This window comes from Serratia symbiotica (genome assembly GCF_000821185.2).
Taxonomy (GTDB): Bacteria; Pseudomonadota; Gammaproteobacteria; order Enterobacterales; family Enterobacteriaceae; genus Serratia; species Serratia symbiotica.
In genome coordinates, this window is the sequence record NZ_CP050855.1 from 1,035,165 (window position 1) to 1,060,443 (window position 25,279).

The following is a 25,279-nucleotide window of genomic DNA, read 5'->3' on the forward strand; positions in this document are numbered from 1 at the left end:
ATATTTTGAATATGGTGGTGGGGGAAGGATTCGAACCTTCGAAGTCTGTGACGGCAGATTTACAGTCTGCTCCCTTTGGCCGCTCGGGAACCCCACCACTAGCCTTGTTGGCAAAGCGCGGCGCATCATATCAAATGAAGCTCAGGTGTAAAGTATCGAAATGCGGAAAATGAATCGTTTGCTGAATTTTTATTCGTAGCGGCGCATCACTGAACGAAATGCACCGCTGTATTAAACAATTATAAGATAACCGTCCGATTACCGTAGACGAATACCTGCTGAGCCAATACGTGATATAGGGCGCGGCTCAACACGTTTTTCTCTACGTCACGGCCTGCACAAATCATATCCTCGGTGGAATAGGTGTGATCAACATTAATCACATCCTGTAGGATGATTGGGCCTTCGTCGAGGTTATCGTTAACGTAGTGCGCAGTAGCACCGATGATTTTGACGCCGCGTTCGTAAGCCTGATGATAAGGGCGTGCGCCGATAAACGCTGGCAGGAATGAGTGGTGGATATTAATCACCTGATTCGGATAGTGTTGCACAAAGGCTGGCGTTAACACGCGCATATATTTGGCTAACACCACATAATCTGGTTGATATTGATCGATCTTGGCTATCATTTCAAGATCGTGCTTTTCGCGGGTTAGCCCTTCATGGCTTACCAGGTGGAAAGGAATGTCAAAACGTTCCACCAGCGTCTGCAAGGTAGCGTGGTTGCTAATGACTGCTGCGATTTCCATTTCAAGACCACCATAGGTGCTCTTCATCAGCAAATCGCCCAGGCAATGGGCTTCTTTGGTGACCAGCACGACAATGCGGCGGCGGCCGATGTTGTTCAATTCTCGCATTGAACCTTCTGGTAGGGTGGCGTCAAGATCGGCCAACAAGGAGTTATCGTTAAAAATGCCTTCCAACTCGGTACGCATAAAGAAACGGTTAGTACGGTGGTCGACGAATTCGTTATTCTGCACAATATTGAGTTCATGCTGAGAGCAAATATGGGTGATCTTGGCGATCAGACCTTTGGCGTCTGGGCAAATGGTGCGTAAAACTTTTCTTTGTATGTTTTGGTATGGCATTGGTGCAAGGGTCCGGTCTGCTAATGAACGCCCTGATGGCGTAGAGTGAAGGTAAAATGTCAGTTGGCTAGTGCCCGCAGCACTTCTTATATTTTTTCCCTGAACGACAGGGACACCGGGTATTTCTACCCGGTTGCGGCTTAATACCGTCGATATAATACCAGTGTTGCTCAAGGCGACAAAAACGAGAACGCTCATGCATGGTCTGATGTTCGCCGTTGCCGTCGATGAAGTGAGCGATAAATTCGACAAAGCCTTCGTCGGTATCCATGCTCTCTGTTTCTTCCACGATCGTCAGCCCAAGCCATTTGGTGTTTTTAAAACTGTCACCAATCACAGTGCGCCATTCGTTGGCATGGCAGTCAGGATGCCAGGTAGCGATCAGATAGTCGGCGTTGTGTTTGACGTAGGCAGTGAAGCGTGAACGCATCAGTGTGCCTGGCGTTGGAGCACCCTTGGTATCGGCAATATAAAGGCCGCAGCAGGCGCTATACTCCAGTCTGCTGCCGCATGGGCATAATTCGGGCAAAATAACTCCAGGAAAGGGGATGCTGAAAGTGAGTTTAGCGCATATGTTACCTAACATCATTTGCGAGTGACAATCTACTCTTAAAGCCTATCCCAGTAGGCCTACATTGTTGCAGCCAGTTTGGACCAGGGCAGCGCGCAACAACCGGATCGTACAGGGAGTACGTGAGAATGGTGAGCGTGACTCAGGGCCAAAATGGCAAATAAAATCGCCTAATCGGAAGATTCCTAGGCTTGAGTAGAAAATTCATCTGGCAAAGGGTACGCGCTATGCGGCAAATTAAAATCGGGCTGGGATGGCGCATAGTGGCGTACTGATCCGCTTGCAGGCCGCTTACCGTGTTTTAATGTGGTGTGGTTTTCGCTGGATTGGCAGTTTTGTTGCCAACGATAAAAAGAGATGGTTATCAGTTCACAGGCGAAGGAAAATGTGCGTTCGGGATGTTCAAGCAAGCATAAGTGACCTTTTTGAGCCACTATTACATGATGAAAAGGATGAGGCTGATGGCATTACCCTTGACTCACAAGCGCGTTTTGGTCGTCGAGGACGAACAGCATTTTCGTTCTGTGCTTGTTAGTTATTTGAAATCATTGGGCGCGGAAACCAGTGAGGCGAACAATGGCTTGCAGGCGATGAATGTGATGGATGACGTCACGCCCGACTTGATCCTCAGCGATCTTGCCATGCCGGAAATGGGCGGCATTGAATTTGTCGAAAATTTGCGCCTACAGGGGGTACAGATCCCGGTGTTGGTTATCTCGGCAACCGATAAGATGGTCGATATTGCCAAGGTGTTGCGGCTGGGTGTTCAGGATGTATTGCTCAAACCGTTGACTGATATGAACCGCTTGCGCGAGTCGATATTAGCCTGTTTGTACCCCAGCATGTTCACTTCTCAGGCAATTGAGGAGGCAGAACTGTTTCAAAACTGGGACGCGCTGAGTAAGCACTCTTCTGACGCCATAGAACTGCTCAGGCAACTGCAACCACCGGTACAGCAGACCATTGCGCATTGCCGGATTAATTATCGGCAGCTTACCACTGATGAAAATCCCGGCTTGGTGCTGGATATTGCTGCTTTGTCGGATAAAGATCTGGCGTTCTATTGTCTCGATGTCAGCCGAGCGGGCGATAATGGCTTGTTAGCGGCCTTATTGTTGCGCGTATTATTTAATGGGTTGTTACAAGATCATTTAGCGAGTCAACATCACCGGTGGCCGCAAATGCCCGTATTGTTAAAGCAAATTAATCAACTATTACGTCAAGGCAAGCTCAAAGGCCAATTCCCCCTGCTGCTAGGTTATTATCACACCGAATATAAAAAACTGATTCTGGTTTCCGCTGGGCTGAACGCCAACGTTAATACCGGAGACAATCAGATACAGTTGAGTAATGGCGTTCCGTTGGGGACGTTTGAAGCGACATATACCAATCAAATCAGCCAGCGCTGCACCGCCTGGCAGTGCCAGGTATGGGGAAGCGGTGGCAGGTTGCGGCTGATGCTGAGTGCTGAATAAGTCAGTACCAATAGCATTTGGAAATGCGATATTCAGAACGCGTATTTTACCTCAGATTGAGTGATTGCCCTAAATTCTTTCTATTTGTGTTCGGACTAATGCTCGGTAACGATAAGCTGGTATACTCTTAAACGTTTTTGTATGGCATATAAGGCTCATAAAATGAGCATATTAAGAGGGGAAGCAATGCCTGCTATAAATCGTAAAGTCAGAAAAGCGGTGATCCCGGTTGCAGGCTTGGGAACACGGATGTTGCCAGCGACTAAAGCTATCCCGAAAGAAATGTTGCCACTGGTGGACAAACCCTTGATCCAGTACGTGGTCAATGAATGTATTGCGGCGGGGATTATCGAGATTGTGTTGGTCACCCATTCCTCTAAAAACTCAATCGAGAACCATTTCGACACCAGCTTTGAGCTGGAAGCAATACTGGAAAAACGCGTTAAGCGCCAGTTGCTGGATGAAGTTCAGTCGATTTGCCCCAAAGGCGTTACCGTTATGCAGGTACGCCAGGGGGTGGCTAAGGGATTGGGGCACGCTGTTATGTGTGCTTATCCGATGGTAGGGGATGAACCGGTCGCTGTGGTATTGCCGGACGTGATCCTTGACGAATATAGCGCCGATCTGGGAAAAGACAATTTACACGAAATGCTGCGACGTTTCGACGCGACAGGCATCAGCCAGATTATGGTTGAACCGGTACCACATAACGATGTCGGGAATTACGGCATAGCAGATTGCCAAGGCTATGAGTTGCAGCCAGGGGAGAGTGCTCCGATGGTCAATGTGATCGAAAAACCGACGCTGGGCACAGCGCCTTCCAATCTGGCCATTGTTGGCCGCTATGTGTTATCCGCCAATATTTGGCCGCTACTAGCGAAAACACCTCCAGGCGCAGGCGACGAAATCCAACTCACCGACAGCATTGAGATGCTGATGCAGCGGGAGACGGTAGAAGCTTACCATCTTAAAGGTATGAGCCATGATTGCGGCAACAAGCTGGGTTATATGCAGGCTTTCGTCCAATATGGTACGCGCCACGCTAGCCTAGGCAAAGATTTTTCTCAGTGGTTACAACGGTTGATAACCACTGCAAAGAAATAATTTATTGATAATTTGAAGAACTAGGATTTTCCCATGAAAGTTACAGTTTTTGGTATTGGCTATGTTGGTCTTGTGCAAGCAGCGGTGCTGGCTGAGGTCGGTCATGACGTTATGTGTATTGACGTTGATGAGCATAAAGTCGAAAACTTGAAAAAAGGGAATATCCCTATTTTTGAACCTGGCCTGGCACCGTTGGTGCAGCAAAACTATGAAGCTGGCCGCCTGCATTTCACCACCGACGCAAAGGCAGGCATTGCTCACGGTACTATCCAATTCATCGCCGTTGGCACACCGCCGGACGAGGATGGTTCTGCCGATTTGCAGTACGTGACCGCCGTGGCGCGTACTATCGCCGAGCACATGACCGATCGTAAAGTTGTAGTTGACAAGTCTACCGTGCCGGTCGGCACAGCGGATAAGGTGCGTCAGGTGATGGCCACAACGTTGGAAAAACGCGGCAGCAACGTGCCGTTCGATGTGGTGTCCAACCCGGAGTTTCTGAAGGAAGGGGCTGCGGTCGCCGACTGCATGCGCCCTGAGCGCATCGTTATCGGTAGCGATAGTGAAAGCAAAGAGGTGATCGAACCTATTCGTGAACTGTACGAGCCGTTTAACCGCAATCATGATCGTATGATAATGATGGATATCCGTAGTGCTGAATTGACCAAGTATGCCGCCAACTGCATGCTGGCGACCAAAATCAGCTTTATGAACGAAATGTCGAACTTGGCGGAAATGTTGGGTGCGGATATCGAAAAAGTGCGTCAGGGTATCGGTTCCGATTCACGTATTGGCTATCACTTTATCTATCCAGGCTGCGGCTACGGCGGTTCCTGCTTCCCGAAAGACGTGCAGGCGCTGATCCGCACTGCGGAACACATCGGCTACCAGCCGAAGCTGTTACAGGCGGTGGAGCAGGTTAACTATCAGCAGAAATACAAGCTAAACAAGCTTATTAGCGACTACTTTGGTGAAGATCTGAAGGGTAAAACTTTCTCCCTGTGGGGGTTGGCGTTCAAGCCGAATACCGACGATATGCGTGAAGCGTCCAGCCGTGTGTTGATGGAGCAGTTATGGCAGGCTGGAGCCACGGTACAGGCTTACGATCCAGAAGCGATGCATGAGGTTCAGCGCATCTATGGTCAACGTGATGATCTCAAAGTGATGGATACTAAAGAGGCTGCGCTACAAGGTGCTGACGCGTTGGTGATCTGTACCGAGTGGCAGAGCTTCCGCGCACCGGATTTCGATATTATCAAAGGGGCGTTAAAGCAACCGGTCATCTTTGATGGTCGCAACTTGTTTGATCCTGAACGTCTTAAAAACCGTGGTTTTACCTATTATGCAATTGGCCGTGGCTCCTCTATTAAGCCAGTAATTTAAGGGGGAGGGCATGAAATTCCTGGTTACAGGTGCCGCAGGATTTATTGGTTATCATGTAGCAGCGCGATTGTTGGCCGACGGGCATCAGGTTGTCGGTATCGACAATCTGAATGATTACTATGATGTGGCTCTAAAAATGGCTCGTCTTGATCTGCTGGTTAATAAACCAAAGTTTCAGTTTATTAAATTGGATTTGGCTGACCGCGAGGGAATGGCGGCAATGTTTGCCGAGCATAACTTTCAACGGGTTATTCATCTGGCTGCTCAGGCTGGTGTGCGATACTCGCTAGAAAACCCGTTGGCCTACGCTGATGCAAATCTTATTGGCCATTTAAATGTACTGGAAGGCTGTCGTCGTAATAAAGTTGAGCATTTGTTGTATGCCTCTTCCAGTTCAGTTTATGGCCTGAATCGTAAGCTGCCATTTTCTACTGAAGATTCCGTTGATCACCCTATATCACTGTATGCGGCGACCAAGAAAGCCAATGAACTGATGTCGCATAGCTATTCCCATTTATACGGTATTCCCACCACCGGATTGCGCTTCTTTACTGTATATGGCCCTTGGGGCAGGCCAGATATGGCATTGTTCAAATTTACCAAGGCCATATTGGCGGGGGAGAGCATTGATGTATATAACCATGGCGAAATGTACCGCGATTTTACCTATATTGATGATATCACTGAAGCCATAGTGCGATTGCAAGCGATTATACCTCAGGCGGATCCCGAATGGGTTGTGGAAGAGGGATCACCGACTACCAGTTCCGCACCTTATCATGTTTATAATATCGGTAACAACACCCCAGTAAAGCTGATGGAATATATCAGTGCGCTCGAACAGGCGTTAGGGATAACTGCGTGTAAAAATATGCTTTCGATGCAATCTGGTGACATTGTGGATACTCATGCAAATACCGCTGAGCTTTACAACGCTATCGGTTTTGAACCGGCAACTAGCGTACAGGACGGGGTAAAACGCTTTGTAAATTGGTACCGGGAATTTTATAAATTTCAATGATTGAGTAGTATGCAGATGCAGGGATAATAGAGTGGCTACGGATCCTTTTTTATACCTGCAATGCAGATAATTCGCCGGAGAAACTTGATACAGTATTTTAAGATATTTACCTAAGAAGGTAATCGTCAGTTCGGCTTATAATGTTGCAAAAAAGGCTCCCCTAAGGAGTAATGCTTGTCAGTTAAGCTTTTGAGGACGCCGCAACGGGTAACGTTGCGGCTTCTTTTTTACCGCTCTTGGATAATGTCTTTGCCGTCGGGCTGGCAGGACGAAGCTTTCAGCCATCGCCAGGATTTCATTCATCACTTTCGGCACCTTTCCCGGAGCCACCGCTGGCAGTATGCTCAGTTGCGCTGTTAGATACAGTGCAGCCTGTTTAAACCCTATCTGGTAAGGCTCCACGTTTTTCAGGCTGTAAGCCATCTGTGCCATCATGAACCTCAGCAGGTTATAAGCCAGCACTACACCCCAGAGTTCCTGTCTTATTAGCTCTGGCTTTCTGCTTCTCAGCGTCAGTTCATTTTGCAACAGATGCTGTTTCATTTCTCTGAAGCCCTGCTCGATTTCCCAACGCTGCCCGTAAAGGTCAACGATATCAGCTTTAGGGTAACGTAACGGATCGCACATTGACGTCAGGATCTGTATTGTTTTTCCGTTGATTTCTTTACTTATCAACCTCGCCGTCAGTGTTTGAGGCGCATCTTTCCATTTCTTACGGGCCTGAGGGGGTAAGCTGAGTTCGACCAGTTCATGTCCTGCACCCAGCTTCTCGCGCACCTGATACTGCGCGCCTTTGCGCAGTGGGATCATCCAGTGTTTTTCTGTTCCTGATGACCACCAGTGGTGAAGCAACCCGAGTGCATAGAAGCCTTTATCCAGTATCGTCAGTGAGTGGTCCTGCGTCTGCCCGGCCAATTGAGCGGCAAGGTCAACTTCGCTGGTTTCTGACACGCTGCCAAAGCTCACACCGGATAACAGATGACTGGTCACTTCCATCTGACAGACCATACGCAGCTGTGGCCAGTCGGACTGGGCATACTCATTAGCTGTTCGTCCAAAAGCAGCATCATTTTCCGGCGTGTCCGGTGTTCTCCACAGAGTGCCGTCTACAGCCATCAATGTCAGACCGTTCCAGTGGGATAACGGTGTTTTCTCGAACCAGAGTTGGCGTGTTTTCTCGAAAACCAGTCTAACCACATCTTCCCCGAGCCGCTGACGGGCTTGTACCACGGCGCTGGGTGCGACAAAAGGACGCTTACCCGGCAGCATAATATCGAGATGTGAAACCAACTGATTCATGGAAAATGAGCGGAACAAGGACATACCGGCGACAGCCCAGACCATCATCTCCATGGGGAGACGGCGCTTGCGAAGCGTCACGACCCCGGTATCAGCCAGGCACTCATCGATAAGCTCAGGTGAGAGCAAATCAGACAGTGCAGCAAACTCTTTAGGAGAGAATTTAAGAACGGCATCAAGCGCCTGACTCAGTAACATAAAAAAATCCGTAATCTCAGGGAGATTACGGATTTTCACACAGAGGTAGGATCGTTCAAGTGATCCTTAACTGATCGGCATTATCCCCTAAGGAGAGCCTTTTGTATGCGGAGCTAAGGGTTATCACAGCAGGAAATCATCCAGAGATTTACCTTGCTCTTCGATAGCTTTCTTAATCACCGCTGGAGTACGGCCTTGACCTGTCCAGGTTTTGAGTTCGCCATTTTCATCTTTATATTGGTATTTAGCAGGACGTGTCGCACGCTTTGCTTTACCCGCTGCTTTAGTCGCCGCCATAGTTTGCAACAATTCATTTGGATCGATGCCATCAGCAATGAGCATTTCACGATATTGTTGCAATTTGCGAGTGCGTTCTTCAATTTCTGCTTGAGCCTGACTGTCTTCTTCGCGTCGTTCGTTCACAACAACTTCCAGTTTCTCAAGCATTTCTTCCAGCGTTTCCAGGCTACATTCTCTTGCCTGAGCGCGTAGAGTACGGATGTTGTTCAAAATCTTTAATGCTTCGCTCATTGTCCTAGTCTCAAATTATATTGGTGTGGGTGTGTATAATAATAGAGTGCTCTTTTCTTTTCTGCAATAGCTAAAATGGTCTTAATACTCAAATTTACTGTTTTAAAAAATGGTCAATCAGATCTGACAAGCTAATATAGATAGGATTATTAAGTATTACCACTGTAATTTTAAGTCAAATTTCCAGTAGTTGTGGTATATTGATTGCGTCAAAAGGCTTTTATGGATAAGTAATAGCAGTAATTTGTATCATTATTGCAATGAGCTTTACAGGGGTAACCGCGCAAAGGCTTGGCAAACATTGCCGGGATTGGCGGATATACCGCTAAAGATTGCGCCAACGTGTACTGTCTTGGTCATCTGATGCTATTAAATACCTCAGTGCTGCCGCTGATGCTTTTAATACGCCGCCAGGACTGTTCAACGCGCAGGTTGGTAACGTGCACTATTCTAGGCATTAATGCGGGCATCTACATCAGAAATAATTAATAGTGCTGTCAGATAGTGATTATCCGGTAAATAGATGTATAAGCTAGGCTAGCGTAGAACGATATGTTTCATAGTGAAAGCGCATTATTACCTCAAGCAGGTTATTGTACTCGTGAAGGCTGAGCATGCGGACTTGCTGTGGTACACTGACTGCCGAGAGTTAGGTCTGAATATTTCTTATACTATTGGAGTTGCTGGCTCATGGCTCAACTTTATTTTTATTACTCTGCTATGAATGCCGGAAAATCTACCGCATTGTTGCAATCTTCATATAATTATCAAGAACGTGGTATGCGCACGCTGGTGTTTACCGCTGAAATTGATCACCGTTTTGGTATGGGTAAGGTGAGTTCGCGCATCGGCCTGTCCTCTCTGGCACAGCTCTATAATAACGACTCGATGCTGTACACTATGATCAGTCAGCAGCATCAACAGCAGCCGGTTCATTGCGTTTTGCTGGATGAAAGCCAATTTCTGACCAAAGCGCAGGTAGAGCAACTATGCGATGTCGTAGACCAATTGGATATTCCGGTGTTGTGTTACGGCCTGCGTACCGATTTTCTGGGGGAGTTGTTTATCGGTAGCCAATACTTGCTAGCCTGGGCAGATAAGCTGGTGGAATTGAAAACCATCTGTCACTGCGGAAGAAAAGCGAACCGGGTGCTGCGGTTGGATGAAAATGGTCAGGCAACGCAAGCTGGCGAGCAAGTGGTAATAGGCGGTAATGAGAGCTATGTTTCTGTATGCCGCAAGCATTATAAAGAGGCTATTTACCCCCAAAATTGATGTCAGAAAGGTATAGCAGGAACGATAGCGCGTTTAGCTCGATGCCGATACTACCCACCATGCGGATAAAAAAACGGCCTTTCTTGAAAGCTAGCCATCTATAAGGGGCAGTTCAAGAAGGTAGTTTTTATCGGTTTAATGCACGGCTACTTTCTGAGCTTGTTATCCCTATAGCCGTAACAAGAGCAACTGCTTGTGCAATCATTTCACTAGACTCACGGCCATAGAAAGTATCTAACAAGATTTGCTGTAGTTCGGCAATCACAGCAGTAGAGGGATTTCGGATGGTTATGCCACAACCTGTTTTGCGTTGGCTTCGCGGCAGTTTTCTTGTTGATCAAGTGTGCAGTGCCAGCGTATTCAGGGATGAAGTTACCCCCCAGAAACTTCCGAGTGAGCTGTTGCCTTCATCATCATGCCTACATTTTCCCTACCGACGCTGAAAGTTGTTATTGAATAATCACCCTCATGCAAGGTTTGTCTGGCCTTCACTCAGTCGTTATGTGTAGTGGTCAACTAAAACTGGCCACCGCGTTAGAGTTTTTCCAGTATCGGTTTTCCGATTCGTTTGGTGGTAACCCACCGTTATATTCATGCGGCCTGAGCGCGCTGTAATACCCAACGATATAGTCCGTTATTGCGTGGGCTGCATCGCTGAAGTTTATGTAACCCGTCACCGGTACCCATTCGTTCTTCAGACTCCTGAAGAAGCGCTCCATTGGGCTATTATCCCAGCAGTTTCCACGCCGACTCATACTCTGTCTGATCCGATACCTCCACAGTGACTGCCGGAACTGTCTGCTTGTGTAATGGCTGCCCTGATCGCTGTGGAACATCACTCCGGCTGGTTTTCCCCGGGCCTCCCACGCCATCTCCAGCGCTTTGATGGTCAGCCTGCTGTCCGGTGAGAACGACATTGCCCAGCCCACCGGTTTTCTCGCGAACAGGTCGAGAACAACGGCGAGGTAGGCCCAGCGCCTGCCTGTCCAGATATAGGTCACATCGCCACACCACACCTGATTAGGCTCTGTCACTGCGAACTGCCGCTCAAGGTGATTCGGGATAGCGATGTGTTCAAGGCCACCGCATTTATACCGATGAGTGGGCTGTTGACAACTGACCAGCCCCAGCTCTTTCATGAGCCTGCCGGCGAGCCATCGTCCCATCCTGAAGCCCTTCATGGTTGCCATAGTTGCGATACTCCTTGCGCCAGCAGAGCCATGGCTGACGCTATGCAGTTCCAGTACCTGGCTGCGTAATACAGCTCGTCTGCCATCTGGTTTTTCAGGACGGTTTTTCCAGTATTTGTAGCTGCTGCGATGAACCCCGAACACGTGGCAGAGTGTGACCACCGGATAATGCGCTCTGAGTTTCCCGATTATCGAGAACTGTTCAGGGAGTCTGACATCAAGAGCGCGGTAGCCTTTTTTAATATTTCGTTTTCCATTTCAATACGTTGTATTTTTTTCCTCAGCTCACGTATTTCAATTTGTTCAGGAGTAATGGGAGAGGCTTTAGGTATTTTTCCCTGCCGCTCATCACGCAACTGCTTCACCCATCGCGTCATTGTGGAAAGGCCGACATCCATAGCACTGGCTGCATCTGCCACGGTGTAGTTCTGGTCAACGACCAGTTGAGCGGATTCGCGTTTGAACTCTGCACTGAAATTTCTTTTTTTCATTGAAGCACCTGTAATGTCCTGAGGTGAGCATATCACCTCTGTTCAGGTGGCCAAATTCAGTGTGCCACTACAATGTGAATAACAGTCCATCAGCAGGTATTCATTACCTAATTAACTAATTTGTTATGTAAATGTTTATTTTGGCGACGCGGCCATTAATACATATTATGTAACTATTTTTATTTATATCTAACAATATAATGCAATTATTTTTAATATTTAGCACCTTGTAACCTACGATAAAATCGTAACTCAGGCAATAAAAGAGAGTTTCTTAACATTTTTGTAAAATAAATTGGCGATGGAATTTGGCTTCTGCTAATTTTGAGACTTCCTTGTGGTAACGAGCGTATTGAGTCCTGAAAACAGGAACGATTTTTGCCTGCCTGCATTTATTTAGAATTTTATAAACGAAAACGAAAACGAAAAGGAGCTTCAACTATGCAGCAAACTATGAAATCCATGCCGTTAACCGGGTTGATTGCCTGCGAGCTGATCATCGGCGGCATCATCAAGCAATAAAAAGGGAATTGCTGCTGAGTGATGCAGTGATATCGATTCGACGAGCCTATGATAATGAAAATGGAGCCTATCTATGAGCAATCTTACGAAGAAAAGCCTCTTGGCCGCTGGCATCATCGCCGCAAGCGGAAGTGCTTTCGCGGCTGAAGTGTCAGCAGGCGTACAGTTGGCAGAGAAGCAAGAAATCGTCAGAAACAACGGCGCTGAAGTACAATCGCTGGATCCACATAAAATTGAAGGCGTGCCAGAGAATAACATCACCCGCGATCTGATGGAGGGCTTGGCCAATAATAGCCCGGACGGTTCTATTGTTCCTGGTGTGGCAGAAAGCTGGGATAACAAAGACGCTAAAGTATGGATATTCCATCTGCGTAAAGATGCGAAATGGTCCAACGGTAAGCCAGTCACTGCACAAGATTTCGTCTATAGTTGGCAGCGCCTGGTTGATCCGAGAACTGCCTCGCCTTACGCCAGCTATCTGCAATATGCTCATGTGGAAAACGTTGATGCCATCATAGCCGGTAAGAAAGATAAATCGACCCTGGGGGTGCAGGCCATCGACGATCACACCTTCCAGGTCACCCTAACTGAGCCAGTGCCTTACCTGGTTGAAATGACCCCGCATTACGCGATGAAGCCGGTGTATCAAGCTGCGGTAGAGAAATTTGGCGAGAAATGGACATTGCCAGCCAACTATGTCGGTAACGGCGCTTATAAGCTGAAAGATTGGGTCGTTAATGAACACATCGTTCTGGAACGTAATCCAGAATATTGGGACAACGCAAAAACCATCATCAATAAAGTAACCTTCTTACCGATTTCGTCGGAAGTGACTGACGTTAACCGCTACCGCACCGGCGAAATCGATATGACTTCCAGCATGCCGATCGAACTGTTCCAGAAGCTGAAGAAAGAGATCCCGTATGAAGTGCAGGTTGCTCCTCACCTCTGTACCTATTTTTACGAGATCAACAATCCACAGGCACCTTTTACCGACCAACGTGTACGTGAAGCGCTCAAACTGGCGCTTGATCGTGACATCATCACCCATAAAGTGAAAAATCAGGGCGACCTCCCGGCCTATAGTTTAACCCCTCCCTACACCAAAGGGATCACGCTAACGCCGCCTGAGTGGGCCGGATGGACGCAGGAAAAACGCAACCAAGTGGCGAAAAAGCTGCTGGCGGACGCGGGCTATGGCCCGGCCAAACCGTTGACTTTCTCACTGCTGTACAACACCTCCGATTCGAATAAGAAACTGGCGATTGCCGCCGCTTCCATCTGGAAGAAAAACCTGGGTGTGGACGTGAAGCTGGTAAACCAAGAGTGGAAAACCTTTTTAGACAGTCGTCATCAGGGCAACTATAACGTGGCGAGTGCTGGCTGGTGTGCCGATTACAACGAGCCTAGCTCGTTCCTGAACATGATGCTGTCCAGCAGCAGCAATAACACCGCACATTATAAGAGCGCCGAGTTCGACAGGCTGATGGCGGGTGCGTTGACGGCGAAAACCGAACAACAACGTGCCGAGTTGTACCAAAAAGACGAAACCCAGTTGGATAAAGACTCCGCCATCGTTCCGGTGTATCACAATGTGAGTGCCCGCCTGGTGAAGCCCTATGTAGGGGGGTATAGCGGTAAAGATCCGCTTGCCAACGTGTACGATAAAAACCTGTACATCATCAAGCATTGATACGGTAAGCGTCAATGGTGTGAATCGCTGGCGCATGTTGAGAACAACAAGCCGCCACTAGGCTATAGCACAGGGGTAGCCCAATGCTTACATTTATATTTCGCCGCTTTCTGGAAGCGATCCCGACACTGTTTATCCTCATTACTATTTCATTCTTTATGATGCGTCTGGCACCGGGAAGCCCCTTTACCGGCGAACGGGCATTATCGCCGGAAGTAATGGCCAATATCGAAGCCAAATACCATTTGAATGATCCGATGTGGAAACAGTACTGCCATTATCTGGTGCAGTTGTCGAAGGGCGACTTTGGCCCATCATTCAAATACAAGGATTATTCGGTTAACGATCTGGTGGCGTCCTCTTTCCCGGTTTCTGCCAAACTCGGTCTGGCCGCTTTTCTGCTGGCGGTGGTAGTGGGTGTTAGCGCTGGCGTGGTCGCTGCGCTGAAGCAAAATACCCTATGGGATTACACGGTGATGGGATTAGCCATGACCGGGGTGGTGATCCCCAGTTTCGTGGTGGCACCGCTACTGGTACTGATCTTTGCCATTACGCTGAAGTGGCTACCGGGTGGTGGTTGGAACGACGGAGCGCCGCAATACATCATTCTGCCAATGGTCGCGCTCTCGCTGGCCTATATTGCCAGCCTTGCGCGTATTACGCGTGGTTCGATGATTGAGGTGCTGCATGCCAACTTTATCCGCACCGCGCGCGCCAAAGGGCTACCGATGTGGCGCATCATTTTCTACCACGCGTTGAAACCGGCACTGCTACCGGTACTGTCTTATATGGGGCCGGCGTTTGTCGGCATCATCACCGGCTCAATGGTGATCGAAACCATTTACGGTCTGCCGGGCATCGGCCAGTTGTTTGTTAACGGCGCGCTCAACCGCGATTACTCCTTGGTGCTGAGTTTGACCATTTTGGTTGGTGGCTTGACCATTCTGTTTAACGCCATCGTCGATATGTTGTACGCCGTAATCGATCCCAAAATCCGTTATTAACTTGGAGCACGCGTATGATGTTGGTGAAAAAGAACAGCGATGCGCTGGAAAACTTCAGCGAAAAGCTGGACGTAGAAGGGCGCAGCCTGTGGCAAGATGCGCGTCGGCGATTTGTGCACAATCGCGCAGCAATCAGCAGCCTGGTTGTGCTGGCGCTGATCACCTTGTTTGTGATTGTGGCACCTTGGCTGTCGCCATTCGCTTATGACGATACCGATTGGGCGATGATGTCGGCGGCACCGAGCATTGGATCCACTCACTACTTCGGGACTGATTCCTCTGGGCGTGATTTGCTGGTGCGTGTCGCCATCGGTGGGCGTATTTCACTGATGGTGGGTGTGGCGGCGGCGTTGATGGCAGTGATCGTCGGCACCTTGTATGGAGCGATGTCCGGTTATCGTGGGGGCAAGACGGATACGGTGATGATGCGCTTGCTGGAGATCCTCAACGCCTTCCCCTTCATGTTCTTCGTGATCCTGTTGGTAACCTTCTTTGGTCAAAATATCCTGCTGATTTTTGTGGCACTAGGTATGGTGTCATGGCTGGATATGGCGCGTATCGTGCGTGGGCAAACACTGAGCTTGAAGCGTAAAGAATTCATTGAAGCCGCACGGGTATGCGGTGTATCCACGCGCAACATCGTACTGCGGCATATCGTGCCGAATGTGCTAGGCGTAGTGGTGGTGTATGCTTCGTTGATGGTGCCGGGCATGATCCTGTTCGAGTCCTTCCTCAGCTTTCTGGGGTTGGGTACGCAGGAGCCGTTAAGCAGTTGGGGGGGATTGCTCAGCGATGGGGCTAACTCGATAGAAGTTTCACCCTGGTTGCTGCTATTCCCGGCGGGTTTCTTGGTTGTCACTCTGTTTTGTTTCAACTTTATCGGCGATGGCCTGCGTGATGCCCTCGACCCAAAAGATCGCTAAGGAGCGCAATCATGGGTACCATTGAAAATCCGCCGTTGTTGGATGTAAAAAATTTGCGCGTCACTTTCGACACCCCGGAGGGTGATGTCACGGCGGTAAGCAATTTGAATTTCGACCTGCGTGTCGGTGAGACGCTGGGGATTGTCGGCGAGTCCGGTTCCGGCAAATCCCAGACCGCCTATGCGCTGATGGGGCTGCTGGCCAACAATGGCTACATTGGCGGTTCAGCCAGGTTTAATGGCCGCGAGCTTATCAACCTGCCAGAAAATCAACTTAACAAATTGCGGGCGCAAGAGATGGCGATGATCTTCCAAGACCCGATGACCTCGCTCAACCCCTATATGCGCGTCGGTGAACAATTGGTAGAAGTGCTAATGCTGCATAAAAAAATGAGCAAAAGTGCTGCCTTTGCCGAGTCAGTACAGATGCTTGATGCAGTAAAAATGCCGGAAGCGCGCAAACGCATGCGCATGTATCCACATGAGTTCTCTGGGGGGATGCGCCAACGCGTGATGATCGCTATGGCTCTGCTGTGCCGACCAAAGCTGTTGATCGCCGACGAACCGACCACGGCACTGGACGTGACCGTACAGGCGCAGATCATGATGCTGCTCAATGAGCTAAAGCGTGAGTTCAACACCGCCATTATCATGATCACCCACGATCTGGGGGTAGTTGCCAGCATCTGCAACAAAGTGTTGGTGATGTATGCTGGACGTACCATGGAGTATGGCAGCGCCCGCGAGGTGTTTTATCATTCGAGCCATCCGTATTCGATTGGCTTGCTGAATGCGGTGGCGCGTTTAGACACCGAAGGTGAGGCACTGATGACCATCCCCGGTAATCCGCCGAACCTGCTGCGTCTGCCGCAAGGTTGCCCGTTCCAGCCACGCTGTCCGCACGCGATGGCACAGTGCGAAAGCGCTCCACCGTTGGAACCTTTTGCGCAAGGACGCCTGCGCGCCTGCTTTAAACCCCTGGAGGCGTTGATATGACAGCGTTGACCGATAAGAAAGTGCTGCTTGAAGTGGCCGAACTGAAAGTGCACTTCAATATTCATGGTGATAAACAGTGGTTTTGGCAGCCGCCGAAAACTCTGAAAGCGGTCGATGGTGTGACACTACGGCTGTTTGAGAGCGAAACGCTGGGTGTGGTTGGCGAGTCTGGCTGTGGTAAGTCAACTTTCGCCCGTGCCATTGTCGGCCTGGTGAAGGCCACCAGTGGCAGCATAACCTGGCTGGGTAAGGAACTGCTTGGCATGAAGGATGCCTACTGGTGGGAAACCCGCAGCGACATTCAGATGATTTTCCAAGATCCGCTAGCTTCACTGAATCCTCGCATGACCATCGGTGAGATCATCGCCGAACCGCTGCGCACCTACTACCCAAAAATGCTGCGTCAGGATGTGAAGGACAAGGTCAAAGCGATGATGCTTAAGGTTGGCCTGCTGCCCAATTTAGTCAACCGCTATCCGCACGAGTTCTCAGGTGGGCAGTGCCAGCGCATCGGTATTGCCCGTGCGCTGATCCTGGAACCGAAGTTGGTGATCTGCGACGAACCAGTCTCCGCGCTGGACGTGTCGATCCAAGCTCAAGTGGTCAACCTGCTGCAACAGTTACAGCGTGAGATGGGGTTATCACTGATCTTTATCGCCCACGATTTGGCGGTGGTGAAGCACATTTCCGATCGTGTGCTGGTGATGTATCTGGGCCATGCGGTGGAGTTGGGTACCTACGACGAGGTGTATCACAACCCACAGCACCCTTATACCAGAGCGCTGATGTCGGCGGTGCTAGTCCCCGATCCAGACAAGGAGCAAGGCAAACAGATCCAATTGCTGGAAGGAGAACTGCCTTCACCGATCAACCTGCCGACCGGTTGCGTGTTTCGTACCCGTTGCCCTAACGCTGGAACGGAATGCGCCAAGACACGGCCACTGTTAGAAGGCAGCTTCCACCATGCGGTATCGTGCTTGAAGGTAGACCCGTTATAATTTACCCGTCATCTTTCAAGCAGCAGCGTTGCTACCTGCACTCGGTCATGCGGCCCATCCGTAGGCCTCACCCCTTGCGGGGTGAGCGAACTGGGTGCCTAGCGGAAATTTGAAATCCAGGTAAGTATCATTGATTAATAAAAAATGCCACTGACTCGTTGGGCACCCAATTTTTGGGATGCCGTTTAAATTTTTAGCGGGACTTGTTTACCCGGCGGGGAAAAGGCTTACTCTTTCCACAGAATGTGGCACAGCTTGTGGTTTTTCTCGCGGCACAGCAACACGCGGGCAAATACATCGTTGATCGGTTCGCCATCGCTGTCCGCCAGGCCGATCACCACCTCGGCGAAGAAATCTGGATCCAACTCGACGTCTACATGTTCCTGCCAGTCTTCCGACGGGTCGTACAACTCAGCGGCACCGCGTTGCTCAAACTGCAAATTGAACAGCAAAATATCCGCCGGATCCAGATTGTCGCCAGCCAGCGCCAAAAAGATATCGTAGGCTTGTTCCAATGTTTCGTCTTCGGTAAGGCGGTTATTCAATTCCATAAAAAAATCCTGATAAAATGATTGGGCGCTATTTAAGTACGCGCAGTAAGGCTTTTATAGAAATGGGCTGAAAAAGTAGAATAGTCGCTCAAGCAAACGGTGCCAGAATGGCCGCTTTTGCCATTCTTTGGCATTCAGCAGTGTTGAACGAGCGATATAGTCTTCTTGCACGCAGGCCAGATCGCTGCCAAAGCCATCATCGTCGATTACTAGCGTGATTTCAAAGTTTAGCCACAGGCTGCGCATGTCGAGATTGACGGTGCCGATCAAGCTGAGTTGGCCGTCTACTAACACGCTTTTGGTATGCAGCAGGCCACCGGTAAACTGGTAAATATTCACCCCAGCTTCCAGCAACTCGGAGAAAAATGCCCGGCTAGCCCAGCGCACCATCGTAGAATCGTTGCCGCGCGGCACGATGATGCTAACCTTAACCCCGCGTAGGGCCGCAGTGCAGATAGCGTGCAACAGATCGTCGCTTGGCACAAAGTACGGCGTGGTCATGATCAATTGCTCTCGCGCCGAATAGACCGCCGTCAGTAGCGCCTGATGGATCAACTCTTCCGGGAAGCCAGGGCCGGAAGCGATCACCTGGATGGTGTGGCCGCTTTCCTGTTCGCACGGCATGATATTGACATCAGGGGGTGGCGGAAAAATACGTTTGCCGGTTTCAATCTCCCAGTCGCAGGCATACACGATACCTATGGTGGTGGCTACCGGGCCTTCCATACGTGCCATCAAGTCAATCCACTGGCCCACCCCAGCGTCCTGCTTGAAGTAGCGCGGATCGACCATATTCATGCTGCCAGTATAGGCAATGTAATTATCGACCAGCACTACTTTGCGGTGCTGGCGTAGATCCATGCGGCGCAAGAAAACGCGCAACAGGTTAACCTTCAGCGCTTCGACAACCTTTATGCCAGCATGGCGCATCATGCTCGGATAGGGGCTACGGAAAAACTGCAAGCTGCCGGCAGAGTCCAGCATCAAACGGCAATGCACACCCCGGCGGGCAGCAGCCATCAGCGATTCGGCTACCTGATCGACCAGACCGCCAGGCTGCCAGATGTAGAACACCATGTCGATGTTATGGCGAGCCAATCCAATATCACGGATCAGCGCCTTTAGCGTTTCATCAGTGGTAGTGAACAATTGGAGCTGATTGCCTTTGACGCCATCGATGCCCTGTCGGCGATCGCACAGTTGGAATAGCGGCCTGGCCACTGGGCTGTACTCGGTGGCGAAGATCCTGCGGCTTTCTTTCAGTTCATTCAGCCTGCTGGCGGTGGAGGGCCACATTGCCTTGGCACGTTCGGCACGGCGTCTGCCCAGATGCAACTCACCAAAGGATAAATAGGCCACGATGCCTACAAGCGGCAGAATATAAATAACCAGCAGCCACGCCATTGACGAAGGTACTGCGCGGCGTTTCATCAAAATACGCAGCGTCACCCCGGCGATAAGCAGCCAGTAGCCGAACACCATGAGCCAATCGATTACAGTATAAAATGTTGTCATAAGGCTGAAAATTCCGTTTGCAAACCACACATGAGGAGTGTACGCACAGATCGGCAAAGGGGAAACCTTTTCTGGGCGCTGATACTGCATAATTATGATGAAGTTAAGAACGCACGCTGCGGTTGTTGTGCGCTGTCCGTGTCCAAAATGGCGACAACAAAGTATGCCTACTGGGATAGGTTCTAAGAAATACAATGTGTCTTTGGAATAGCTAGAGGGGTGTGCCAATCAAGGCTAATGAGCCAGGTAGAAAGTGCGATGAGATCGAAATGATTTCCGATGCGCATGGACTAAACGGCCAGATTACGTTTTTCTACGGTTACTGAGGGTTAAGAGTCTGTACCGCTTTCGGTCGGTGAATATCCTCAGACATAAAATCTTTGTTTAACACCGAAATAATTATTTTTAATTATTTGTCTATTATTTTTCTTCTATTTAAAATACCTGCTTAAACGGCTTGATCGTCACTTGCGCATAAACTCCGGCTGCAACATAGGGGTCTTGCTCGGCCCAGGTTTTGGCATCTGCCAGCGTAGTGAATTCCGCAATCACTGTCGAACCGGTAAAACCTGCGTTGCCGGGATCATTGCTATCGATAGCCGGGTTCGGCCCGGCCACCACCAGGCGGCCAGCGTCACGCAGCGCCTGTAGGCGTGCCAGATGCGCCGGGCGTGCTGACAGGCGATTCTCCAACGACTGTGGAACATCTTGCGTGTAGATTAGATAAAGCATGTTTCACCTTTAAATCATTGTTATAAAATGGCTAAGTCAGGGTAACGTAAAAGGCGAAGTAAAGGAAACGCCTAAAACGCTTAGGACAAATTCTATTTCGGCTAAAGCTTACGCCTTGAAGCCGCAAGCTTTTATTCGTATAGTGCGCCGCGCGGTCAATTAAGTGATGCATGAGAGCTGAGAAAATAGTGGAACTGATTAGAGAAAAACTCCAACTCCCTGCGGGGAAAAGCAAACTGCTGTTGCATTCTTGCTGCGCTCCTTGTTCTGGTGAGGTGATGGAAGCCATTCAGGCGTCCGGTATTGAGTATGCCATTTTCTTCTACAACCCGAACATCCATCCACAAAAGGAGTATTTGCTGCGCAAAGAGGAGAACATCCGCTTTGCCGACCAGCACGGGATAACGATCATTGATGCAGATTACGATACCGACAACTGGTTCGCCCGTGCTAAAGGTATGGAGCATGAGCCGGAGCGTGGTATTCGTTGCACCATGTGTTTCGATATGCGTTTTGAACGCACCGCCTTGTACGCACATGAAAACGGCTATGATGCTATCTCCAGCTCCCTCGGCATTTCCCGTTGGAAAAACATGCAGCAGATCACCGATTGCGGTATCCGTGCCGCAGAAAAGTACCCTGATCTGCTGTATTGGGATTACAACTGGCGCAAGAAAGGGGGATCAGCGCGCATGATCGAAATCAGCAAACGTGAACGTTTTTACCAGCAGGAGTATTGTGGCTGTGTTTATTCGCTGCGAGATACCAACTTGCACCGCAAAGCGCAAGGGCGGTCGCTGATCAAGCTGGGTGTGCTGTATTACGGCGACGATGAGAACAACAACCCACAATGATGAAGATAGCGTTGAGAAACTGTTTGAATCTGCGCATTGCTTGCCTCTTCCACCTACCCATGACGGCGGTTCGCTAATTTTACCCCAGCTAAAGACGGTTGAAGTGATTGTTTTCCTTTCGTTATTGAATATGATTGCTATTTGCATTTAAACTTGACGAACCAGAGGAAACAAAATCACTATGCCGCTAAAAAAGATGTTCCCTAATCGTCGTTTGTCAGTGCCGATTGTCATGTCCGTTGGCTTACATTGCGCCTTGGTGGCGGGATTGTTCTGTGCTTCCGCCAAGGAGGTGATGGAACTCCCCAAATCTGAGGATGCATCGATCAGCGTGATGATGGTCAATATCGCCCCTACAGCAGAGCTACCAGCGCAGAGCGAACCTGAGCCGCCTCAGGTAGAGCCTGAACCTGAACTGATGCCGGAACCATTGCCGAAGGCGATGCTGAAACCGCAGCCAATAAAACCTAGGCCAAAGCCGAAACCAAAAGTTGAAAAGCAGATCAGGCCAAAGCCAGAAGAGGCTGGGCGGCATGAGACATCGCTGTCCGAAAATCACGCGCCTGCTAAGTCAATCAGTCCCGTGCCTGTGCAGGGGAATTCACGCGATGCGGAGCCAAAGCCGATCAGTCGGGTTGATCCTCTCTATCCGCCACGCGCCAGAGCATTGCAGATTGAAGGCAGCGTGCGGGTGCAGTTTGATATTGACAGCAATGGCCTCGTGACTAACGTGCGCATCCTATCCGCTGAACCGCGCAATATATTTGAGCGCGAGGTAAAGCAAGCATTGCGCAAGTGGCGTTATGAAGCTAAAGAAGCAAAAGATCGCGTTGTTAACATCCGCTTCAAAATGAATGGCATGACCGAAATGAAATGATCCCCATGTTGAACGGGTTATAAGCTAACGCAGAATGCCGGGTAGGGGGTAAATTGCTCTCGTCATCCATCGCTTCCTACCCTGCTGCCCGCGATCCGCGCCATGGGCAATGAATGACAAATTTATATACCCGTCATACTTCAAGTTCCCTGTGCGTTAGCTTTCCTCAGTTACTTACTGATGTAAGCTCCTAAGGATAAATGAACCTCATCCCTGAGGTTCAGCCAGCGGTCCAGAGCAAGCGCTATTCAAATCAGTTTCCGACCGATTTGTCACTGAGATGCCGCCTTCCTGCAACTCGAATTATTTAGGGTATAGCTATTTTTTTGTTTCTTCCGGCATGTGCCGATAAATGTAGATGCCGCTGATCAGGGTAAACACCAGCGTTAGAGCAGTCAGGCCAAATACTTTAAAGTTGACCCATGTACTCTGTGGTAGCCAGAAGGCAACGTAGATATTCGCCAAACCGCATACCAGGAAGAACACCGCCCAAGCGAGGTTAAGATTGCTCCATACCTTGTCCGGTAGTGTAAGCTCTTTACCTAGCATGCGTTGCACCAACGGCTTTTTATGCACCAATTGACTGATCAGCAGAACCAGCGCGAACAGGCCGTAGATTACCGTCACTTTCCATTTAATAAATAAATCGTTATGGAACACCAGCGTTAGGGTGCCGAACACCAGCACCATCAGAAAGGTGATCAGTGCCATTTTCTCTACCTTGCGATATTTCACCCAAGTGAAGACCAGTACCAGTGCTGTGGCGGCGATCAGCGCTCCAGAAGCCAGGTAGATATCGTACAGCTTATAAAAGACAAAAAAGATAATTAGCGGAAGAAAATCAAGAAATTGCTTCATAAATCAATCCATCATCTGTTCATCGGCCGGCTATACCTGATCTATCGGGCTATGTGTATCGCCGGGAACGACTGATTATCGACGTTTGGTCGGCGTAATCCTTCATGGAGGCCATAAAAACAAAGGGCAGGCCGCTTTTATCGTCATCCACGTCAAATTAGCTGCGCAACAGAATATACAGGCGGAACAAGTAAATCAGCAATAGAGCGGAAATCAGGTTACTCAGCGCGGTAATCACCAGGTTGGTGGCGTTGGGTGTTAGTAACGGTAAGTGACTAAACACAAAGAACAGCAGCAGCTTGGCCACCAGCCAGAGCACCATCGCCGGTACGATCACCCGCACATTGGCGAAGGCCAGCCTGCAGCTCAATTTGATCGAGGCAAACACGCCTTTTTTATCGGTGGTGGTGATGACCGATGCCAGTGAGAAGGCGATCGCCATAATCACACCTGGTACAACTAACAGCCTTAGGCCCAGTTGAATCATCAAACTGCAAATAAACAGCAGCAGCATCAGGCGCGGCAACGCTGGCGCAGAGCTACCGATAGCACGCAGCGCGCTGGTGCGTTGCCCCTGGGATACCAGGCGCAGCAGCGTCAGTATCCCGCCGATCAGCAGCGCATTGCCCACTAATGCGGAGAATGTCGCTGCCGCCGATGCTTTCAGCAACATTAGCTGTTGTTCTGGCGTCATTTGGTGAATGAATTCCTGGATATCCATACTGGCTGATGCAGCAAAGTCACCTTTTGTGGCACTCAGGATCTTCAACATCTCGGCGTCAGTGCCGAGAATCTTGTTGAGCAGCACGGAGATAGACGCAGTCAACAGCGCCAACATTAAGATGCTGACCAGTTGGTTACGGAAAAAATTAAAACTGTCACGGTACAAAACGTTGGCCGTGATAGGCATGCAGACTCCTTGGCATCGAGAAAAGAGAGGAAAATCAGCGGTGATTATACCCTGTTCCGTGCCGCTGTGGCACCCCGTGAGTCGCACTATGGCTGATTACTGTTTGCGTCTACTGCTATAGCCAGACTGATCGTCGGTGGAACGGTTGAAATAAACCGAACCAGGAAGCAACGGTTTTGCTGATTTTGCCGCCCAATCGTGACTTTATGGTTCAGATCAACTCTTGATCTAATCGGCTGCCAGGTAACCTTTTTTTGCAAGGAATTTGAGTTTTTACCCTTAAGATGTGATCCCAGTGGGATCATCATACCCCACTAGTCGTTATATTACCCAATAGTTAAAACCAGATAAATTAAATGGATCATGAAAAAGACAACTCTCGTGGTGGCATTGGCGGCGATAATGGCTCCTATGTGGGTAAGTGCGCACCAGGCAGGTGATTTCCTATTCCGTGCTGGGAGTGCGACAGTGCGTCCAAAGGCCGATTTAGAAAACGTACTGGGGTTGGGTCGCTGGATGCCAAAAATGACCCTCAGCTTGGTTTGACCTTCGGTTACAGGGTAACGGAAAATATCGGTATTGAACTGCTGGCAGCGACACCATTCCGCCACAAAGTCACATTGGGTGGAACTGAACTGGCTACTGTGCATCAGTTGCCACCCACATTGATGGCTCAGTACTGCTTTGATGACAAGCAGAACAAACTACGATCTCATATTGGCGCTGTGGTTGACTACACCACTTCGATCCCTGGGTGTTTATGTTCGGGGCGGGTTATCGCTTCTGAAGATGCCAGAAACAGGGAGGCGTTGCGCCTCCCTGGAAGTGTTATTTAAGTTGCATCACGTTCTCAACGGATTTTACACCTGCTACGCCGCGTGTTGTCTGCACCGCACGAATAGCATCGTCGTTTGAAGTAACGAAACCGCTCAATTGCACTCGCCCCTTGAAGGTTTCAACGCTGATTTCTCTCGATTTAATGTTTTTATCACCCAGCAGCGCAGTTTTCACTTTGGTGGTGATCACCGTATCGTCAATATAACCACCCGTTCCCTCGGACTTCGCTGTCGGGGCGCAAGCGCTCACTGCGCATGCTACAACAGTTGCCATGCACAAGGCTGAAAGGGTTTTAAATAACTTCATAATGGCTCTCCACACTAATGTTACTGTCGAAACTACATTTGGGTTATCACTTGTAAAAATAGTGCATTCCCCAGAATA

At 49.5% G+C, this 25,279-nt stretch carries 23 protein-coding genes, 1 tRNA gene and 1 pseudogene; 13 read left to right on the forward strand and 12 right to left on the reverse strand.

Features of this window, described 5'->3' with window-relative positions:
• Nucleotides 1-12: 12 nt before the first annotated feature.
• The 3 genes from SYMBAF_RS05405 to SYMBAF_RS05415 all read right to left on the reverse strand — a co-directional run bounded on the left by SYMBAF_RS05405 (nt 13) and on the right by SYMBAF_RS05415 (nt 1,617).
• A tRNA-Tyr gene (locus tag SYMBAF_RS05405) sits at nt 13-97 on the reverse strand.
• Nucleotides 98-239: 142 nt separating this feature from the next.
• Nucleotides 240-1,088, reverse strand: a complete 849-nt coding sequence (gene purU / locus SYMBAF_RS05410; RefSeq protein WP_006708806.1) for a formyltetrahydrofolate deformylase — start codon at nt 1,086-1,088, stop codon at nt 240-242.
• Between the two features lie 67 nt (nt 1,089-1,155).
• Entirely contained in the window at nt 1,156-1,617 is a 462-nt protein-coding gene (locus SYMBAF_RS05415; protein WP_082027005.1) for a YchJ family protein, read from the reverse strand.
• Nucleotides 1,618-2,120: 503 nt separating this feature from the next.
• On the opposite strand from SYMBAF_RS05415, the gene rssB reads away from it, so the two are divergent.
• The 4 genes from rssB (at nt 2,121) to SYMBAF_RS05435 (ending at nt 6,642) form a co-directional block, all read left to right on the forward strand.
• Nucleotides 2,121-3,134, forward strand: a complete 1,014-nt coding sequence (gene rssB, locus SYMBAF_RS05420) for a two-component system response regulator RssB (RefSeq protein ID WP_040266119.1) — start codon at nt 2,121-2,123, stop codon at nt 3,132-3,134.
• A 186-nt stretch (nt 3,135-3,320) separates the two neighbouring features.
• The gene (galU, locus tag SYMBAF_RS05425) at nt 3,321-4,238 is read left to right on the forward strand and encodes a UTP--glucose-1-phosphate uridylyltransferase GalU (protein ID WP_040266117.1); all 918 of its coding nucleotides are present in this window, start codon (nt 3,321-3,323) and stop codon (nt 4,236-4,238) included.
• 33 nt (nt 4,239-4,271) lie between these two features.
• Nucleotides 4,272-5,621 (forward strand): UDP-glucose dehydrogenase family protein, encoded by a 1,350-nt coding sequence (locus SYMBAF_RS05430; protein ID WP_040266116.1) that lies wholly within the window; start codon nt 4,272-4,274, stop codon nt 5,619-5,621.
• A 10-nt stretch (nt 5,622-5,631) separates the two neighbouring features.
• Nucleotides 5,632-6,642, forward strand: a complete 1,011-nt coding sequence (locus SYMBAF_RS05435) for an NAD-dependent epimerase (RefSeq protein WP_040266114.1) — start codon at nt 5,632-5,634, stop codon at nt 6,640-6,642.
• A gap of 177 nt (nt 6,643-6,819) precedes the next feature.
• On the opposite strand, the gene SYMBAF_RS05440 is transcribed toward SYMBAF_RS05435, so the two are convergent.
• Nucleotides 6,820-8,139, reverse strand: coding sequence for an IS4 family transposase (locus tag SYMBAF_RS05440; RefSeq protein ID WP_040263633.1), 1,320 nt, complete (start codon nt 8,137-8,139; stop codon nt 6,820-6,822).
• Nucleotides 8,140-8,262: 123 nt separating this feature from the next.
• Nucleotides 8,263-8,670 carry a histone-like nucleoid-structuring protein H-NS gene (gene hns / locus SYMBAF_RS05445; protein WP_040266112.1) on the reverse strand — a complete coding sequence of 136 codons (408 nt, stop codon included), beginning with the start codon at nt 8,668-8,670 and terminating at the stop codon, nt 8,263-8,265.
• A 690-nt stretch (nt 8,671-9,360) separates the two neighbouring features.
• Here hns and SYMBAF_RS05450 point away from each other — a divergent pair.
• A complete protein-coding gene (locus SYMBAF_RS05450) occupies nt 9,361-9,945 on the forward strand; it encodes a thymidine kinase (RefSeq protein WP_040266110.1) in 585 nt (194 codons plus the stop codon).
• A 512-nt stretch (nt 9,946-10,457) separates the two neighbouring features.
• Here the strand turns inward: SYMBAF_RS05450 and SYMBAF_RS05455 are convergent.
• Nucleotides 10,458-11,626 (reverse strand): IS3 family transposase gene (locus SYMBAF_RS05455; protein ID WP_152609001.1). Its coding sequence is split into 2 segments (ribosomal slippage): nt 10,458-11,377 and nt 11,377-11,626, totalling 1,170 coding nucleotides; the frame shifts between segments, so codons are not numbered across the junction.
• Nucleotides 11,627-12,221: 595 nt separating this feature from the next.
• On the opposite strand from SYMBAF_RS05455, the gene oppA reads away from it, so the two are divergent.
• From oppA to oppF, 5 genes are all read left to right on the forward strand, one after another.
• Complete coding sequence (gene oppA / locus SYMBAF_RS05460) at nt 12,222-13,841, forward strand: oligopeptide ABC transporter substrate-binding protein OppA (protein ID WP_040266108.1); 1,620 nt, start codon at nt 12,222-12,224, stop codon at nt 13,839-13,841.
• 83 nt (nt 13,842-13,924) lie between these two features.
• Nucleotides 13,925-14,845 (forward strand): oligopeptide ABC transporter permease OppB, encoded by a 921-nt coding sequence (gene oppB / locus SYMBAF_RS05465; protein WP_040266107.1) that lies wholly within the window; start codon nt 13,925-13,927, stop codon nt 14,843-14,845.
• 14 nt (nt 14,846-14,859) lie between these two features.
• Nucleotides 14,860-15,768, forward strand: coding sequence for an oligopeptide ABC transporter permease OppC (oppC, locus tag SYMBAF_RS05470; RefSeq protein WP_040266106.1), 909 nt, complete (start codon nt 14,860-14,862; stop codon nt 15,766-15,768).
• An 11-nt stretch (nt 15,769-15,779) separates the two neighbouring features.
• Nucleotides 15,780-16,763: an ABC transporter ATP-binding protein gene (gene oppD, locus SYMBAF_RS05475; RefSeq protein ID WP_040266105.1), complete on the forward strand. Its 984-nt coding sequence runs from the start codon at nt 15,780-15,782 to the stop codon at nt 16,761-16,763.
• Nucleotides 16,760-17,761, forward strand: a complete 1,002-nt coding sequence (gene oppF / locus SYMBAF_RS05480; protein WP_040266103.1) for a murein tripeptide/oligopeptide ABC transporter ATP binding protein OppF — start codon at nt 16,760-16,762, stop codon at nt 17,759-17,761. The genes oppD and oppF overlap by 4 nt, the downstream gene beginning before the upstream one ends.
• Nucleotides 17,762-17,988: 227 nt before the next feature.
• Here oppF and SYMBAF_RS05485 read toward each other — a convergent pair whose 3' ends face one another.
• The 3 genes from SYMBAF_RS05485 to SYMBAF_RS05495 all read right to left on the reverse strand — a co-directional run bounded on the left by SYMBAF_RS05485 (nt 17,989) and on the right by SYMBAF_RS05495 (nt 20,559).
• Entirely contained in the window at nt 17,989-18,312 is a 324-nt protein-coding gene (locus SYMBAF_RS05485; RefSeq protein ID WP_006709718.1) for an HI1450 family dsDNA-mimic protein, read from the reverse strand.
• Nucleotides 18,313-18,366: 54 nt separating this feature from the next.
• Nucleotides 18,367-19,827 carry a cardiolipin synthase gene (gene cls / locus SYMBAF_RS05490; RefSeq protein ID WP_040266101.1) on the reverse strand — a complete coding sequence of 487 codons (1,461 nt, stop codon included), beginning with the start codon at nt 19,825-19,827 and terminating at the stop codon, nt 18,367-18,369.
• A gap of 435 nt (nt 19,828-20,262) precedes the next feature.
• Nucleotides 20,263-20,559: a YciI family protein gene (locus SYMBAF_RS05495; RefSeq protein ID WP_040266100.1), complete on the reverse strand. Its 297-nt coding sequence runs from the start codon at nt 20,557-20,559 to the stop codon at nt 20,263-20,265.
• A gap of 185 nt (nt 20,560-20,744) precedes the next feature.
• Between SYMBAF_RS05495 and SYMBAF_RS05500 the strand changes: the two genes are divergently transcribed.
• Nucleotides 20,745-21,413: an epoxyqueuosine reductase QueH gene (locus SYMBAF_RS05500; RefSeq protein ID WP_152609161.1), complete on the forward strand. Its 669-nt coding sequence runs from the start codon at nt 20,745-20,747 to the stop codon at nt 21,411-21,413.
• Between the two features lie 181 nt (nt 21,414-21,594).
• Nucleotides 21,595-22,290, forward strand: coding sequence for an energy transducer TonB (locus SYMBAF_RS05505; protein WP_040266098.1), 696 nt, complete (start codon nt 21,595-21,597; stop codon nt 22,288-22,290).
• A gap of 318 nt (nt 22,291-22,608) precedes the next feature.
• Here SYMBAF_RS05505 and SYMBAF_RS05510 read toward each other — a convergent pair whose 3' ends face one another.
• A complete protein-coding gene (locus tag SYMBAF_RS05510) occupies nt 22,609-23,148 on the reverse strand; it encodes a septation protein A (protein ID WP_006709710.1) in 540 nt (179 codons plus the stop codon).
• A gap of 157 nt (nt 23,149-23,305) precedes the next feature.
• Nucleotides 23,306-24,058 (reverse strand): YciC family protein, encoded by a 753-nt coding sequence (locus SYMBAF_RS05515; protein ID WP_040266096.1) that lies wholly within the window; start codon nt 24,056-24,058, stop codon nt 23,306-23,308.
• A 363-nt stretch (nt 24,059-24,421) separates the two neighbouring features.
• On the opposite strand from SYMBAF_RS05515, the pseudogene SYMBAF_RS05520 reads away from it, so the two are divergent.
• Nucleotides 24,422-24,801 (forward strand): annotated as a pseudogene (locus SYMBAF_RS05520) (OmpW family outer membrane protein); the annotation flags it as partial.
• An 85-nt stretch (nt 24,802-24,886) separates the two neighbouring features.
• Here SYMBAF_RS05520 and SYMBAF_RS05525 read toward each other — a convergent pair.
• A complete protein-coding gene (locus SYMBAF_RS05525; RefSeq protein ID WP_040266093.1) occupies nt 24,887-25,201 on the reverse strand; it encodes a BON domain-containing protein in 315 nt (104 codons plus the stop codon).
• Nucleotides 25,202-25,279 lie beyond the last annotated feature (78 nt).

What these genes read in the sequence shown, in the direction of transcription:
- purU (WP_006708806.1), bottom strand. Translation starts at nt 1,088, where the DNA reads ATGCCATACCAAAACATACAAAGAAAAGTTTTACGCACCATTTGCCCA.
- rssB (WP_040266119.1), top strand. Translation starts at nt 2,121, where the DNA reads ATGGCATTACCCTTGACTCACAAGCGCGTTTTGGTCGTCGAGGACGAA.
- galU (WP_040266117.1), top strand. Translation starts at nt 3,321, where the DNA reads ATGCCTGCTATAAATCGTAAAGTCAGAAAAGCGGTGATCCCGGTTGCA.
- SYMBAF_RS05430 (WP_040266116.1), top strand. Translation starts at nt 4,272, where the DNA reads ATGAAAGTTACAGTTTTTGGTATTGGCTATGTTGGTCTTGTGCAAGCA.
- SYMBAF_RS05435 (WP_040266114.1), top strand. Translation starts at nt 5,632, where the DNA reads ATGAAATTCCTGGTTACAGGTGCCGCAGGATTTATTGGTTATCATGTA.
- SYMBAF_RS05440 (WP_040263633.1), bottom strand. Translation starts at nt 8,139, where the DNA reads ATGTTACTGAGTCAGGCGCTTGATGCCGTTCTTAAATTCTCTCCTAAA.
- hns (WP_040266112.1), bottom strand. Translation starts at nt 8,670, where the DNA reads ATGAGCGAAGCATTAAAGATTTTGAACAACATCCGTACTCTACGCGCT.
- SYMBAF_RS05450 (WP_040266110.1), top strand. Translation starts at nt 9,361, where the DNA reads ATGGCTCAACTTTATTTTTATTACTCTGCTATGAATGCCGGAAAATCT.
- oppA (WP_040266108.1), top strand. Translation starts at nt 12,222, where the DNA reads ATGAGCAATCTTACGAAGAAAAGCCTCTTGGCCGCTGGCATCATCGCC.
- oppB (WP_040266107.1), top strand. Translation starts at nt 13,925, where the DNA reads ATGCTTACATTTATATTTCGCCGCTTTCTGGAAGCGATCCCGACACTG.
- oppC (WP_040266106.1), top strand. Translation starts at nt 14,860, where the DNA reads ATGATGTTGGTGAAAAAGAACAGCGATGCGCTGGAAAACTTCAGCGAA.
- oppD (WP_040266105.1), top strand. Translation starts at nt 15,780, where the DNA reads ATGGGTACCATTGAAAATCCGCCGTTGTTGGATGTAAAAAATTTGCGC.
- oppF (WP_040266103.1), top strand. Translation starts at nt 16,760, where the DNA reads ATGACAGCGTTGACCGATAAGAAAGTGCTGCTTGAAGTGGCCGAACTG.
- SYMBAF_RS05485 (WP_006709718.1), bottom strand. Translation starts at nt 18,312, where the DNA reads ATGGAATTGAATAACCGCCTTACCGAAGACGAAACATTGGAACAAGCC.
- cls (WP_040266101.1), bottom strand. Translation starts at nt 19,827, where the DNA reads ATGACAACATTTTATACTGTAATCGATTGGCTCATGGTGTTCGGCTAC.
- SYMBAF_RS05495 (WP_040266100.1), bottom strand. Translation starts at nt 20,559, where the DNA reads ATGCTTTATCTAATCTACACGCAAGATGTTCCACAGTCGTTGGAGAAT.
- SYMBAF_RS05505 (WP_040266098.1), top strand. Translation starts at nt 21,595, where the DNA reads ATGCCGCTAAAAAAGATGTTCCCTAATCGTCGTTTGTCAGTGCCGATT.
- SYMBAF_RS05510 (WP_006709710.1), bottom strand. Translation starts at nt 23,148, where the DNA reads ATGAAGCAATTTCTTGATTTTCTTCCGCTAATTATCTTTTTTGTCTTT.
- SYMBAF_RS05515 (WP_040266096.1), bottom strand. Translation starts at nt 24,058, where the DNA reads ATGCCTATCACGGCCAACGTTTTGTACCGTGACAGTTTTAATTTTTTC.
- SYMBAF_RS05525 (WP_040266093.1), bottom strand. Translation starts at nt 25,201, where the DNA reads ATGAAGTTATTTAAAACCCTTTCAGCCTTGTGCATGGCAACTGTTGTA.